The organism is Nakamurella flava, assembly GCF_005298075.1.
In the GTDB taxonomy this organism is placed as follows: domain Bacteria; phylum Actinomycetota; class Actinomycetes; order Mycobacteriales; family Nakamurellaceae; genus Nakamurella; species Nakamurella flava.
In genome coordinates, this window is sequence record NZ_SZZH01000008.1 from 82,811 (window position 1) to 95,937 (window position 13,127).

12 protein-coding genes and 1 pseudogene are annotated in these 13,127 nt (G+C 73.5%); 1 reads left to right on the top strand and 12 read right to left on the bottom strand.

All coding sequences use genetic code 11. The annotated features are described in order from the left end of the window. Positions 1-65: 65 nt before the first annotated feature. The 5 genes from FDO65_RS21455 to FDO65_RS21475 all read right to left on the bottom strand — a co-directional run bounded on the left by FDO65_RS21455 (position 66) and on the right by FDO65_RS21475 (position 3,362). Positions 66-836, bottom strand: a complete 771-nt coding sequence (locus FDO65_RS21455) for a DUF881 domain-containing protein (protein ID WP_240757803.1) — start codon at positions 834-836, stop codon at positions 66-68. Positions 837-838: 2 nt separating this feature from the next. Then, complete coding sequence (locus FDO65_RS21460; RefSeq protein WP_137451804.1) at positions 839-1,189, bottom strand: small basic family protein; 351 nt, start codon at positions 1,187-1,189, stop codon at positions 839-841. A 61-nt stretch (positions 1,190-1,250) separates the two neighbouring features. Next, positions 1,251-2,273: a DUF881 domain-containing protein gene (locus FDO65_RS21465; RefSeq protein WP_137451805.1), complete on the bottom strand. Its 1,023-nt coding sequence runs from the start codon at positions 2,271-2,273 to the stop codon at positions 1,251-1,253. Next, a complete protein-coding gene (gene clsA / locus FDO65_RS21470; RefSeq protein ID WP_137451806.1) occupies positions 2,266-2,865 on the bottom strand; it encodes a cardiolipin synthase ClsA in 600 nt (199 codons plus the stop codon). The genes FDO65_RS21465 and clsA overlap by 8 nt, the downstream gene beginning before the upstream one ends. After that, complete coding sequence (locus FDO65_RS21475) at positions 2,862-3,362, bottom strand: NUDIX domain-containing protein (RefSeq protein ID WP_137451843.1); 501 nt, start codon at positions 3,360-3,362, stop codon at positions 2,862-2,864. Before FDO65_RS21475 ends, clsA begins: the two co-directional genes overlap by 4 nt. A 178-nt stretch (positions 3,363-3,540) precedes the next feature. Here FDO65_RS21475 and FDO65_RS21480 point away from each other — a divergent pair. Then, positions 3,541-4,635 (top strand): annotated as a pseudogene (locus tag FDO65_RS21480) (chorismate-binding protein); the annotation flags it as partial. On the opposite strand, the gene FDO65_RS21485 reads toward FDO65_RS21480, so the two are convergent. The 7 genes from FDO65_RS21485 to FDO65_RS21510 all read right to left on the bottom strand — a co-directional run bounded on the left by FDO65_RS21485 (position 4,603) and on the right by FDO65_RS21510 (position 13,044). Next, complete coding sequence (locus FDO65_RS21485) at positions 4,603-5,988, bottom strand: UTP--glucose-1-phosphate uridylyltransferase (RefSeq protein ID WP_205850233.1); 1,386 nt, start codon at positions 5,986-5,988, stop codon at positions 4,603-4,605. The pseudogene FDO65_RS21480 and the gene FDO65_RS21485 sit on opposite strands and share 33 nt — an antisense overlap. A 190-nt stretch (positions 5,989-6,178) precedes the next feature. Beyond that, a complete protein-coding gene (locus FDO65_RS22365) occupies positions 6,179-6,331 on the bottom strand; it encodes a hypothetical protein (RefSeq protein WP_166442337.1) in 153 nt (50 codons plus the stop codon). A 263-nt stretch (positions 6,332-6,594) separates the two neighbouring features. Then, entirely contained in the window at positions 6,595-9,288 is a 2,694-nt protein-coding gene (locus FDO65_RS21490; protein WP_137451808.1) for a rhomboid family intramembrane serine protease, read from the bottom strand. A gap of 101 nt (positions 9,289-9,389) precedes the next feature. Then, the gene (locus FDO65_RS21495) at positions 9,390-9,857 is read right to left on the bottom strand and encodes an NUDIX domain-containing protein (RefSeq protein WP_137451809.1); all 468 of its coding nucleotides are present in this window, start codon (positions 9,855-9,857) and stop codon (positions 9,390-9,392) included. Then, positions 9,854-10,951, bottom strand: a complete 1,098-nt coding sequence (locus FDO65_RS21500; protein WP_240757806.1) for a LacI family DNA-binding transcriptional regulator — start codon at positions 10,949-10,951, stop codon at positions 9,854-9,856. The genes FDO65_RS21495 and FDO65_RS21500 overlap by 4 nt, the downstream gene beginning before the upstream one ends. Beyond that, on the bottom strand, positions 10,948-11,403 hold the full coding sequence (locus tag FDO65_RS21505; protein WP_137451810.1) for a hypothetical protein: 456 nt from the start codon (positions 11,401-11,403) through the stop codon (positions 10,948-10,950). Before FDO65_RS21505 ends, FDO65_RS21500 begins: the two co-directional genes overlap by 4 nt. A gap of 54 nt (positions 11,404-11,457) precedes the next feature. Continuing rightward, entirely contained in the window at positions 11,458-13,044 is a 1,587-nt protein-coding gene (locus FDO65_RS21510) for an AAA family ATPase (RefSeq protein ID WP_137451811.1), read from the bottom strand. Positions 13,045-13,127: the final 83 nt, after the last annotated feature.

Genomic DNA, 13,127 nt, shown 5'->3' on the forward strand with positions numbered 1-13,127 from the left:
GATGTGCCGGATCGGCGCGGCCGGTCGATCCCACCGCGGTCGACCCCGGTCGGGCACCGCCCCGGTCAGCCGGTGGTCGGCTGGGCGTACTGCGGGGTGAGGACGGCGCGGACCGCGTCGATGCGGACGTCGTCGGACTGGGTGACCTCCATGGTCCCGCCGGCCCGGCGCACCGTGTCCAGCACCCCGCCGGCGATCGACAGCGCGGCGGTCAACGTCGGCGGATCCCCGATCGCCAGCACCGTGTACGGGGACTGCAGCGCGATGCCGTCGAGGGTGATCGCGCCGCGGCCGCCGGTGAACGCCGAGTTGACGCCGATCCGGACGGACCCGACCTGGAACGCCTCGCCCCCGGCGTTGCGCAGTTCCTGGATGGCGTCCAGCAGGACCTCGGGGGGCACCGTGCCGTTCGGATCGTCGATGACGATGCGCACCCCGGGCCCCGCGGCCGGGACGGTACCGGTGAGGATGCCGAGCGCGGCCGCCTGCCGCTGCGCCTCGGACAGCGCCTCGGCCGACGACGCCCCACTGGACCGGAGCCGGGTCAGCGTGTCGCGCAGGTCCCCGATCTCACCGTTCAGCTCGTCCTCGCGACGTTGCAACCCGTCCAGGATCTGCACCAGGTCGTCGGGGCGCGCGGTGGCCAGCGTGTCGCCGGACGCGGTGCGGCGGACCTGCAGCACGAGGGCGAAGCCGAGCAGGGCGCACAGCACGGCGACGACGACCTTGATCCCGGGGCCGGCCGGTCGGGGCGGGCGGCGCCGCGGAGCCGGGCTCGCCGGTTCTCCGGGCGCAGCACCCGGGTCGGGCCCCGGGACATCGGTGGGGGCACCCACGGTCAGGCCTTGAAGATGTGCCGGCGGATGGCCGCCGCGTTGCCGAAGATCCGGATGCCGAGGACGACCACCACGGCGGTGGACAGCTGCGTGCCGACCCCGAGCTGATCACCGAGGAACACGATGAACGCGGCCACCAGCACGTTGGCGATGAACGACACCGTGAAGACCTTGGGGTCGAAGATGTGGTCGAAGCGGGCCCGCACGCCGCCGAAGACGGCATCGAGTGCGGCGACCACCGCGATGGGCAGATAGGGGGAGAGCCAGTCAGGCACCGTCGGGCGGAAGACCAGACCGACGACGACACCGACGATCAGGGCCAGGACCGCGTACACGCCCCTACCGAACCACATCCGGGGCGTGCGCCGCGACCGACAGGCGGGTCACCGGCAGGGCTTTCGCGAGCCCGACCGCTCAGGACGTCGGCGTCGCCGGAGCGGTCGCAGACGGGGCGGTCGGTGTCGGGCTGGTCGATGACGGGGCGGTTGTCGGGCTGGACGGAGCGGAGGCGTAACGGGGGTCCGGGCCCCCGCCCGCGGGGATCGTCAGGTCGGGCTGCGTGGTGAGCTCGAACCGGATGCCGTACAGCTGGCTGAACGAGGTGAACCGGCCGACCGCCGTGGAGGACACCAGGTCGACCTGCATGGCCGCCGCGTCGCCGACGGCGTCGATCTCCAGCGGCCAGAACGTCGGTCGGTTGTCGACCAGGATCGACTGACCCGCCTGCCGGATGGCACTGGTCGGCCGCAGACGGATCCCGCCGACCGAGACGGCCTCGGCGCCGGCCGCCCACAGGTCGTTGACCAGCAGCTGGATGTCCCGATCGAGGATGCCGCCGCCGCCCGACCCGGTCGCCGCACCCGGCGCCTGGTCGAGGATGACCCGGACACCAGGACCGTGGACCGCGGTCCCGCCGCCGGCGAACTCCAGTTCGCTGACGGTGACCAACGGGCCGGCGACGCCGAGGGCGGACTGGGCGGCGCGGATCTCGTCGGCCAGCGAGGTCGCCGCCGCCCCCAGCTCGGTCTGCCGGACCTGGGCCCGGTCGATGTCGTCGAGCAGGGCGGTGCGGGTGCTCGACGTCCGCGACTCGTTGGCGTCGGTGGTGGACGCGGCGATGCCGAACAGCAGGCCGGCGACGAGCAGGCCCACCACGGCCACCACCCGCACCCGGGTGCGCCCCACCCCGGTGGGGGCCGTGCCGCCCCGTCGGCGGGCGGCCTGGGCGTAGCCGGGGTCGAGGTGGTCGCCGTCCAGCACCTGCAGCAGGGACGGAACCGCGGTCCGCCGGACCGTCGTCGCCCCGTCCGACCAGCGATCCCGGTACGTGGCGGATCCGGCGGCACCGGCGTCCGGGACACCCGGGCCGGCCGGCGCGTCGGGCGGCGTGGACGGGACGGGCAGGTCGGACGGGTCGGCGGGCGGTCGGTCAGCCATGGGCCGCCCGGCGGGGCACGTGCCGCACCACCCAGCGCAGCTGCACCAGGTAGATGCCGCCGGCGAACAGGTACAGCACGGTCCCCCACCCGATCAGCCCGTAGGCCAGCGGCGTGACCCAGGGACGGATCGATTCGAACGCGGCCGCCAGCAGCAGCATGGGCAGCCCGTACAGCAGGACGAAGGTGGCGGCCTTACCGACGTAATGGACCGGCAGGGCGGTGTAACCCCGGGGGCGCAGGATCGGCAGCGTGCAGAACAGCAGGACGTCACGACCGATGATCAGCGCGGCCACCCACCACGGCAGCAGGTCCACCAGGACGAACCCGATCAGGGTGGCCAGGATGTAGAGCCGGTCCGCCGCCGGGTCCAGCAGCTCGCCGAGCCGACTGTACTGGCCGAGCAGCCGGGCCAGCTTGCCGTCCAGCCAGTCGGTGATCGCCGAGACCGCGAGGACGACGAAGGCCCAGCCGTACTCGCGCGGGCCGAGCAGCAGCCACAGGAACAGCGGGATGCCGGCGAGCCGGGCGAAGGACAGCAGGTTCGGCACCGTCCAGATGCGGTCGGTGTCCGGGACGGACCGTTCGCTCACCGGTGCAGCTCCAGGCGCAGCAACCCGTAGGCGGCGATGGTGGAGCCGTCGACGATCTCGCCGGCCCGGATCATCGCGCGGAACTCGTCCTCTCCGACCAGCCGGTGGACCATGTCCGCCTCGGACTCCTCGCGGCGGTGCGGGCCGGCGTGCAGTTCGGTGGCGTGGAAGACGGAGAACGACTGGGAGCAGAACCCGAGGGCCCCGTGCAGGGTGCCCAGCGGACGCCACCGCTCGGCGGTGAGGCCGGTCTCCTCGACCAGTTCGGCTTGGGCGAGCTCCAGCGGCGTGCCGGTGCTGGCCCCGGCCGACCCGGCCGGCCAGGTGCCCATCGGGAACTCCCAGCTGCGACGGCCGATGGCGTACCGGAACTGTTCGACGAGGTGGAAGCCGCCGTCCTGCTCGGCGACGACGATCGCGTAGTCGGACTTGTCGACGACGCCGTAGATGGTCTCGGACCCGTCCGTCAGCCGCAGCCGGTCCTCCCGCACGGTCATCCAGTTGTTGCGGTAGACGACGGTCGAGGAGACGGTGGTCGGGGGGGTCCAGCCGGCGGGGGCCCGCTCGCCGCGATCGGAACTCACCCGGACAGTATGGAACGCGGCACCCCCCGTCACGGTGCAGCCGGGGCCCGACCGGTCCGTCGGGATCGGGTCGCGCCCTACCCTGCTGACCATGCCCGTGTCCCGCGCCGCCCCCGGGAACGCCGCTGCGGCGTTCGCCTGGTTCGACGGGCGGTGGGCGACCGATCTGGTGCAGACGGTGGACCTGCGCGCCGACCCGGACGTGCTGGACGACGGCGGCTGGTGGGCGGTGGTCGGCGAGTTCGAGGGACCACTGTGGGGCCACCGCTTCGCGACGGTCCGCCGGGGTCCCCGGCCCCGGTCCATCGGCCCGTGGACCGGCCCGGCGGCCGACGCCTGGCGCAGCTCGCTGAACGGCCCGGCCTACCGGGCCGGGGTCCGCGCGATCCGGGAGTCGATCGCCGCCGGTGACGTCTATCAGGTCAATCTCTGCCGGCTGCTGTCGGCGCCGTTGCCGCCTGGCGCGGACCCGCTGGCCCTGGCCGAGGTGCTGGCCGCCGGGAACCCGGCCCCGTACGAGGGGGTGCTGCGGCTGCCGGACCGGTGGCTGGTGACCGCCTCCCCCGAGCTGTTCCTGGAGCGGGACGGCGACCAGGTGACCTCCAGCCCGATCAAGGGCACGGCCGGTCCCGGGCAGCCGTTCGCGGCCAAGGACGGTCCGGAGAACGTAATGATCACCGACCTGATGCGCAACGACCTGGGCCGGGTGGCCCGACCGGGCAGTGTGCGGGTGACCGCGCTGCTGCACCGCGAGGAGCATCCGGGCCTGGCACATCTGGTGTCCACGGTCACTGCGACCCTCCGGCCCGGGGTGGGGTGGGGGCAGCTGCTGCGCGCCACCTTCCCGCCGGGGTCGGTCAGCGGGGCGCCCAAGAGCAGCGCCCTGCGGGTGATCGACCGGTTGGAGCCGGTGGCCCGCGGCCCCTACTGCGGCACGATCGGCTACGTCGACGCCGACCGGGGCCGGGCCCGCCTGGCCGTCGGCATCCGCGGCTTCTTCACGACCGGTGACCTGGCGGGTGCGGACCCCCGTGACCCGGCCCGGTTGCACTTCGGCACCGGGGCCGGGATCACCTGGGGGTCCGACGAGGACGACGAGTGGGCCGAGACGGAGCTGAAGGCCGCGCGGCTGGTCGCGCTGGCCTCCGGGACGTCAGGACAGCCGGGTGCCGTCCGGGATGGTCCCGGCGCCGTCCGCGGGCGGGTCCAGCACGACGGTGCCGACGACGGTGACGTCCGCGCCGAACGTCCAGTCGCCCTTGACGGTCAGCGAGTCGGCCGCGATCAGTGACGGCGCGCCCTGCGGGAACCGGGCGTCGAAGTCGCCGACCAGCTTGTAGGGCTTGTCCAGGTCGACCAGCGGGGCGGCGGTCCGCTCCGGGACCAGCCGGATCTCGGCGTCGTCGGCCATCTCGTACGCGTCCGAGCGCAGGACCAGCAGGTCGCTGGTCGCCTTCACCGGCAGGAACCGCGACCGGGACACCTCGATGGCGGTCGCCCCGGGGATGACGCCGATGGCCGAGCCCATGGCCGTCTCGATCTGGATGACCTCCGGGCTGGTCGGGTCGGTCGGGTCGACCGTCTTGACGTTCCGCAGGATCGGCAGGCCGAGCACGCCCTGCGTTTCCTCCAGCAGGTCGGCCAACGCGGCCAGGTTCAGCCAGAGGTTGTTGCAGTTGAAGTACTGGTGCCGGTCGACATCGGCGAAGGCGGCCTCGTCCTCGGGGCGGGTCTGCGCGGACTCGCGGAGCACCAGTTGGCCGTCCGCGATCCGGCGGGCCAGGTGGCCACCCTTGCGGTCGGCGGCGGTGCGGCGGCACTGCTCGGACGCGAACGGGGCACCGGACCCGGCGAACCAGGCGGCCAGCCGGGGGTCGGGGCGGGCGCCGAGGTTGTCGGCATTGGAGACGAACAGGTAGCGGTAGCCCTGGTCGAGCAGGGTCTGCAGCAGGCCGGACGCCGACAGCGCGGTGTAGATGTCGCCGTGTCCCGGCGGGCACCATTCGAGGTCGGGGTCGGCCGGCCACTGCACCGGGGTGAGATCGGTGGACAGCAGCTTGGGCTCGCGGTTCTGCAGGAACTCCAGGGGGAGCCCGTCGACGGGCAGGTCGGGGTGCGCGGCCAGGGCGGCCAGGGTGTCGGCCGACGTCCGGAACGAATTCATGAAGATGACGGGCAGCGGCACGTCGTACCGCCGCCGCAGGGCGATCACCTGGCGGGCGATGACGTCCAGGAACGAATAGCCGGGCCGCACCTCCAGCAGCGACTTGGCCTTGTCCATGCCCATCGAGGTGCCGAGGCCGCCGTTGAGCTTGACCACGGCGGTGGCGGCCAGGGCCGCGGCCTCCTGCTCGGGATCGGTGGTCAGGTCGGCGAGCCGCGGCAGGTCGGTGACCGGCTCCAGGTCGGTCTCGGCCAGCAGACCGGTCTCGCCGGACGCCAGCACCTCGTACGAGTGGGCGAACACGGCAATGGCCTGGGGGTGGACCCCGGCGGAGGTCATCAGATCGCGAGCCTGCTGCAGGCCGGAAGAGGTCATGGCCCCAGATGCTAGGGGTCACCGGGCCGCGACGGAGGGTCGGGAGACAAGTACCACCGCGGGGCAACCCACCCGAAAACGGTCGCCGGGCCCGGGACTCGCACCACGGTCGACATCCCCGGCCCCCAACGAGAAGAACCGGCCCGGCGCAGGGCGCCGAGCCGGTTCGAAAAGCCCTCGCGGGCCGGGATCACAGACCGCGGATGCGCCGCGGGTTCCCGACCAGGACCTGCTCCGGAGCGGAGGCGCGGAGCATGCTCTCGTCCAGACCGCGGGTGCGACGGGGGTTGCCGACCAGGACGCTGCTCGTCGTGGTGACGGACTGGGTGTCGGAACCGGACATGGGGCTCACCTCTTCTGCGCGGTCCACGGACCTCCTGACGCCGGGGTGGCGGCCGGGGTCCGCGGAAGGGGGCGGATGGCACCTCGGCTTCGTTGCCACAGGTCACTCGTCTCCCACAAGCGGGAGAGATTGATTCTGACGCATGACCGCGGAGCGACGAAGAGCATTCGTCCATTCGGGGCTGTGAGAGACCCCACGGTGTCCGTCGGTGAGATCGGGCAACCCGGTCGGCTGACGTAGCCGACCCCGGGCCCACCGTCGGGTCAGGTGAGCTGACCCATCATCCGCACCGTCTGTCGCATGGTCATGTCCGGCAGGTAGGCGTGGGTGATGCCGAGGCCGATCCGCGGCAGCACGGCGGCCTCCGGGAAGCACAGGTACATCGGCCGGTAGACGGGCTGGAACTTGGCCTTGAACCGCAGCAGGGAACGGAAGCCGTACACCGGTTCCATCGTCTTGCCGAGCATCTCGAGCAGCCGTTGCACGCCCTGCTGTTCCGGGTCGGGGTTGGCCTGGGCCAGCGGGGCCCCGGACAGCGACAGGAACTCCGCGCCCTCCTTCTGCAGGTCGAGCGCGGCGGTGCCGATGAGGAACTCCATGACGCCCTTGAACCCCTCACTGCGGCGGCGCATGAAGTCCAGCGTCCAGCCAACCACCTGTCCGTCGCGGTGGCAGGGCATCCAGCTGGTCACCCCGTGGACGGTGCGCTCGCCGTCCACGGCGATGAGCACCCGCACGGCCGGGTCGTCGAGTTCGTCGAGACCACCCAGGGTGAAACCCATCTCGGGCAGCGCCTTGTCGGACACCCACTCCTCGGAGATGGCCTGGATCTGGTCGCGGATGGCCAGGGGCGCGTCGGGATAGCGCAGCCACTCCCCCACGATGCCGCTCTTGCCCGCCCGGCTGATGGACGTCCGGATGTCCTGGAACTTCTTGCCCGAGAAGGCGAGCGCGCCCAGGGGCAGCACCGTCTCCTCCGCCACCTGCAGCGACGCCCAGCCGAACCCGTCGGTGATCTCGCGGACCGCCTCGGTGGTCGAGTACAGGCACGGTGTCCAGCCCTGGGCGGCGCAGTACTCGACGAACCGCCGGGTCACCGCGGGCAGCCGGTCCGGCGGGCACACCGGGTCGCCGGTGGTGATGGCGACGCCTCCTTCGACCCGGTAGGCGACGAACGCGTCCGGTTCCGTTCCGGCGGCCACGGCGGCGCCGTCCTCGACGCCCCGGCCGGGGCCCGGCCCGGGGGTCGGGGCGTCGAACCAGTAGGAGTTGCCCTCCCAGGTCGTCAGATAGGACAGGGCGGTAATCCCGTGCTGCTCGAGCAGGGCCCGGGCCCGGGACCGGTCCTCGACGGCCGTGTCGATGCGCGCGGCGGTGAAGGACCGCAGCAGACCGACCATGATGACGAGCCAGGTGATCACCGGGGCCACGTCGGTGACCAGCAGGGCCAGATTCCCGACGGGGGTGAAGCCGGGGTCGATGATGTACAGGTAGCCGTTGGGCAGCAGCCGCATCGGGAAGTTCAGGATCAGTTGGACGACGGTGGGCTCGGGGTCGAACTCGTCGGCCAGGACCGCCCCGACCAGCACGAACAGTACCCACAGCGTGGTCAGCACGCCGGCGACCGAGGCGGCCAGCCTGCGGTAGGAGTCCACCGGGGCCCGCACCCCGAACGACGAGCGGGTGACGAGCAGCAGGACCACCACCAGTAGCGGGATGAGTCCCAGCGGGACCAGCCAGGCGACCCAGCTGAATCCGTCGTCGCCCGCACTGAGCTCGCCCTGGTCCCGGGCCCAGTCGTAGTAGTCGAAGGCGTACAGCACCCCGACGACGAACAGCACGAGGTGGAAGACCAGGGTGGCCCACCAGGCGAACCGGCGACCCCGGCGCAGACCCGCGGCCAGCACCAGGACGAGGACGGCCGGCACGACGGACATGAAGAAGTCGGCCAGATCGGCGACGAACCCGACGAACCCGCCGCCCGGGTCGGTCGTCGCCTGCCCGACGTAGAGATCGGCCAGGGCCGACAGCGGCCCCTCCTCCGCCCCGGTGAGGGCGACCACCAGCGGGCCGAGCGCGGTCGCCGCCACGATCACCGCGACCAGCACGCGGGTCTCCCGGCGACTGACCCGGACCTGCCGCGCCCGCTCACCGGAGTGCAGCAGCAGCGCCCCGGCCAGCAGACCGACCAGGGCGGCGCCGGAGCGCAGGACGTCCTGCAGCTGGCCGCCGTAGAGGACCAGGACCAGGCAGACGGTGAGCACGCCGACCCGGATGCGGCGGCGCCACTGGGCGCTCAACCCGGCGCTGTAGGCCGTCAGCAGACCGGCGATCAACGGCGTCGGGCCGACGGCCAGCAACTCGGCGAGGTACTGCGGCCACACCCAGTTCAGCAGGCTGCTCAACGCGACCGCGCCGATACCCACCGCGGTCCCCACGACCTGCACGAGCAGGGTGAAGGCCACCATCCGCAGGCTGCCCCAGCGGTGCTCGAACACGATGCCGACGATCAGCAGCAGCACGGTCACCACGGCGTAGGTGATGAGGTCGGCGGCGAACAGCCCGGAGGTGGCCAGGGTCCACCAGCGTTGCTCGGACAGGGACGGGACCCCGGCGCCGACCATGGCCTCCGTGTCGCCGTCCGGTCCGTTCGGCAGGCTGCCGGTGACCCCGGCCAGGACCCACAGGACCGCGACGAGGACCAGCGTCACCGGCGTGCGCCGCGCGTGCCGGGCCAGGTCGCGGCCGAATCCGGCGGCCGCCGTCCCGAACCGCCGGGCCGGGAGGAGACCGGCGCCGAGCCGGGCCGCCGGGCCCCGGCCGTGACCGGCGTCGGGTGTGACGGCCGTCGGCGTCGTCCGGGCGAGCGCGTCGCCGCCCGCGGACCGGACCGGGGGTGGGGTGTCGACGGGGCCCGCCGGCCGGGACGGGGACGGCGGGACGGTGGGCGGGGTCATCGCGAGAACTCCTGGCATCGGCGGGCGGTGCGGCTCCGACCCGGGACGACGATCCCGTCCCCGGCGTGCACCTCCCCTGTCCGGGCAGTATGCAGCCCCGGTCAGTGCCTCCGCAGCCTGGGCCAGGTCCGGGCGAACCCGGGATGCAGATCCAGCTGGTCGACACCCGTCTCGGCGACCCACCGCAGTTCCAGGCTTTCGTCGTTGGCCACCGGGACGAACGGCGCGACCAGCTCGGCGATGACCGTCACGTACGACCAGTCGCCGTGATCGTCGACCAGCTCGTCGACGACCCGGACGACGACGGCCGGTACCCCGGCCTCTTCGTGCGCCTCGCGCACCGCGGCGTCCGCGGCGGTCTCGAAGCTGTCCCGGGCCCCGCCGACCAGCCCCCAGGTGTCGCCGTGCGCGGTCCACGGCGCCCGGTGCTGCAGCAGCACCTGCGTGGGGCCGGCATCCCCCGCCTCCGGGTCGGTGCGCCGTAGGAGCAGCCCGGCCGCCCCGAAGCGACCCCAGTGCCGGTGCCCGAGGGCGCACTGCACCCAGCCATTGCCGTCCCCCGCCGTCACGACCGGCTCCCCGACGACGCCCGGACCACCAGTCGCGGCGGGAAGATGATCGGGTCGCGGCGGACCGGTCGGTCGCCGGTCGGTCCGCCGTCGGGGTCGGCCACGCCGAGCCGTTCCAGCAGCACCGTTCCGGCCGCCCGGGCCATGTCGGCCACCGGGTTGACCACCGTGGTCAGCGGCGGGTCGGTGGCCGCGGCGATGGCCGCGTCGTCGTACCCGACCACCGCGACGTCGGCGGGGACGTCGCGTCCGCGGGCCCGCAGCACCCCCAGCGCTCCGACGGCCATCAGGTCGGAGGCGACGAAGAGGGCGTCGACGTCCGGGTGCGCGTCCAGCAGGCGGGCGGCCGCCTCCGCACCGCCCGGCGTCGTGTAGTCGCCGTGTTCAACGGGACCGGGCGGGAGACCGGCTTCCGCCAGCGCTTCCCGCCAGCCCAGCAGCCGGTCGGCCGCGGACGTCATGTCGGCCGGTCCGGCGATGGTGCCGATGCGTCGGCGGCCGGCCGTCACCAGGTGGGCCGTGGCCAGCTGGCCACCACGGCGGTTGTCGACGTCCACGTAGTCACTCCACTGGGTGGCGGGCCGGTCGGCCCGGTCGAGAGCCAGTTCCCAGGGCCGGCCGACGAAAACCGTCGGCAGCGACGTGTGCGCAAGGCTCCGCTCCAGCAGGTCGTTGCGGTGGTGGGAGACGACCACGGCGCCGTCGATGTGGCCCAGGCGCAGGTAGCGCGCGGTGCGCTCGACGTCCCGGCCGTCGCGGGCCATCAGCAGCAGCAACTGGATGTCGGTGTCGTCCAGGGCCTGCGAGAGCCCCTGCACGGCCGAGGCGAAGAACGGGTCGCCGACCACCCGGTGGTCGGGTTCGCCGATCAACAGGGCGATGGAGTCGGCCCGGGCGGTGACCAGTGAACGCGCGGCCCGGTTCGGCGCGAACCCCAGGCGCCGGACCGCCGCCTCCACCGCGGCCTGCGCCTCCGGGCTGACCCGGCGGCCCCCGTTGATCGCGCGGGAGGCGGTGGACCGGGAGACCCCGGCCGCGGCCGCGACGTCCTCCAGGGTGGGCCGGGCCGGCGGACCGGGACGCTGCCGGGTCACCCGGATCGTCGGCCGAACCACCGGCGACGCCGTCCGCCGCCGTCCGCGCCCTCGCCGGCGGCCGCGGCGCCGTCCCCACCGCCGGGCACGCGGTTCATGTCGGCCTCGGTGAACTCCGGTTCCTCCGGGCGGTCGGGAGCGATGACGCCGAGCAGCCGGCCACCCTCGACCACCGGGGCGCCGACGTCACCGGGACCGGCGGTCGCGCGGGTGACGGGGGTGCGGGGTGGGCGGCCCGTCAGGTCCAGGGCCTGCCGCAGGGGCGTCGCCGACACCTCGCGGGCGAGCACCGGCTGGACCTCGGCGAGGACGAACACGTGGTACTCGGGGGCGGCCGGATCGCCGGCCGTCACGACGAGGGACATCCGGGTGCTGGCCGCGGTCAGCAGCCGCAACCGCAGTGGGCCGACGGTCTCGTCGGCCCCGACCGCCACGACGGGTTCGGTGCGCACGGTGGTCACGCTAGCGCCCGGAGTCACCCGGGCGGCACCCCGGTCCGCGGCTCGTCATACCTGATCGGGCGGGGCGCACGTGTCCCACTGCCAGCCGGCGGGGCGACCGGAGTCGTCGGCCTGGCCGTCCGGGCCGGATGCGGCGTCGGGGTCGACCGGCCCGCCGAGCACGGCCCGGCTCAGCGCCTCCCGCTGCCGGGTGAACTCGTCGAGCACCCCGCGCAGCACGGCGTCGGTGATCAGCGGCGCCGCCTCGTCCGCGTCGGGATCGGCGGTGAACGCCGCGAGCACCGCCCGGCGCATCACCTCCTTGATCGCCGAGGCCGTGGCCCCCTCGGTCACCGCCACCAGCGGCGTGAGATCGGCGGTCACCTCCGCGGTGCCGCTGTACAGCCGGGCCAGGGCCAGGCGTCCGGCGGCGTCGGGCCGGGGCACCTCGACGGCCAGGTCGATCCGGCCGGGCCGCTGGATGAGCGCCTCCTCCAGGATGTCGGCCCGGTTGGTGGTCAGCACGAACGTGACGTCGGCGTCGGCGGCCACGCCGTCCATGGCGTCGAGCAGGCTGAACAGCAGTGGGTTGCCGTGCGGGGTGGTGCTGCGATCGGCGGCGATGAGGTCGACGTCCTCGACGACGATGAGGGTCGGCGCGAGCCGGCGGGCCAGGGCCGCGGTGTAGTCGATGTTCTTCAGCCCCACGCCGGTCAGCACGATGACGGTGCTCTCCCGCAGCCGTCCCATCAGATAGCGGACGATGTGGGTCTTGCCGGTGCCGGGCGGGCCGTGCAGCAGCAATCCCCGCTTGAGGTGGATGCCGGCGGCCCGCAGACGCGCGGCGTACTGGGCCGGTCCGAGCACGTGCCGTTCGATGGCCGGCAGCACCTCCGGCGGCAGGATGACGTCGGACGCGGGGACGTCCGGCCGGCGCAGGAACGACACCAGCTCGTTGCCGTTGGTCTCGGACTCGCTGAACGACACCACCTGGCCGCGGACGGCCTCATGGGCGTCGACGGTCTCCTCGAGCAGCTCGATCATGGCCCGGGCATCCGCCCGGTCGGCGGCCAGCACGTCGATGCCCATGGGCGGCGGGTGCGAGACGTAGGCGGTGCGCAGGGTGATGACCACCGGCGCCCCGGTCGGCCCGACGGTCGCCACCATCCCGAAGGAGACGGCCTCCTCGGTGCTCTCCGGCCCGTTGGCCAGGCTGGCGTAGTCGGCGTTGGCCGGCTCCTCGATGCGCCCCTCGGCCTCGTTGCGCAGCAGGTTCATCAGGTCGGGCTGCTCGCGGTAGGGCACATTGGGCAGTCCGAACCAGCGGGCGCCCGGGGTGTGCTCGTCGAGGTAGGCGCGGACGGCCCGGTACATCGACAGGTGTCGCCAGTGTGGCCAGTGGGCGCTGACGATGGTGGCGTCGAGGTAGCTCTCCACCCCGAGGTGCTCGCTGATCCGCCGGAGCGCGAACGGCTGCGACCGGGGCCGCACGCTCACCGTGGCGATGTCGTACAGATCGGCCAGCGAGACGGCCAGACGTTCGGCCGTGGCGCGGCCGATGGAACCGCCGGGCCGGCCGTCAGAGCCTGCCGAGCCGTCGCGCTGCTGGATGCGGTCGCGGACGCGGCCCTGGATGTCGCCGTTCACGGTCATGGTGAACCCCCTGGCGGCACCCTAGGCCGTGAGAGGTCCGCCCACACCGGTACGCCGGTCCGGGTCACCCGAACCGGCCGACC

What these genes read in the sequence shown, in the direction of transcription:
- FDO65_RS21460 (WP_137451804.1), bottom strand. Translation starts at nt 1,189, where the DNA reads ATGTGGTTCGGTAGGGGCGTGTACGCGGTCCTGGCCCTGATCGTCGGT.
- FDO65_RS21465 (WP_137451805.1), bottom strand. Translation starts at nt 2,273, where the DNA reads ATGGCTGACCGACCGCCCGCCGACCCGTCCGACCTGCCCGTCCCGTCC.
- FDO65_RS21475 (WP_137451843.1), bottom strand. Translation starts at nt 3,362, where the DNA reads ATGACCGTGCGGGAGGACCGGCTGCGGCTGACGGACGGGTCCGAGACC.
- FDO65_RS21485 (WP_205850233.1), bottom strand. Translation starts at nt 5,988, where the DNA reads ATGACCTCTTCCGGCCTGCAGCAGGCTCGCGATCTGATGACCTCCGCC.
- FDO65_RS22365 (WP_166442337.1), bottom strand. Translation starts at nt 6,331, where the DNA reads ATGTCCGGTTCCGACACCCAGTCCGTCACCACGACGAGCAGCGTCCTG.
- FDO65_RS21490 (WP_137451808.1), bottom strand. Translation starts at nt 9,288, where the DNA reads ATGACCCCGCCCACCGTCCCGCCGTCCCCGTCCCGGCCGGCGGGCCCC.
- FDO65_RS21510 (WP_137451811.1), bottom strand. Translation starts at nt 13,044, where the DNA reads ATGACCGTGAACGGCGACATCCAGGGCCGCGTCCGCGACCGCATCCAG.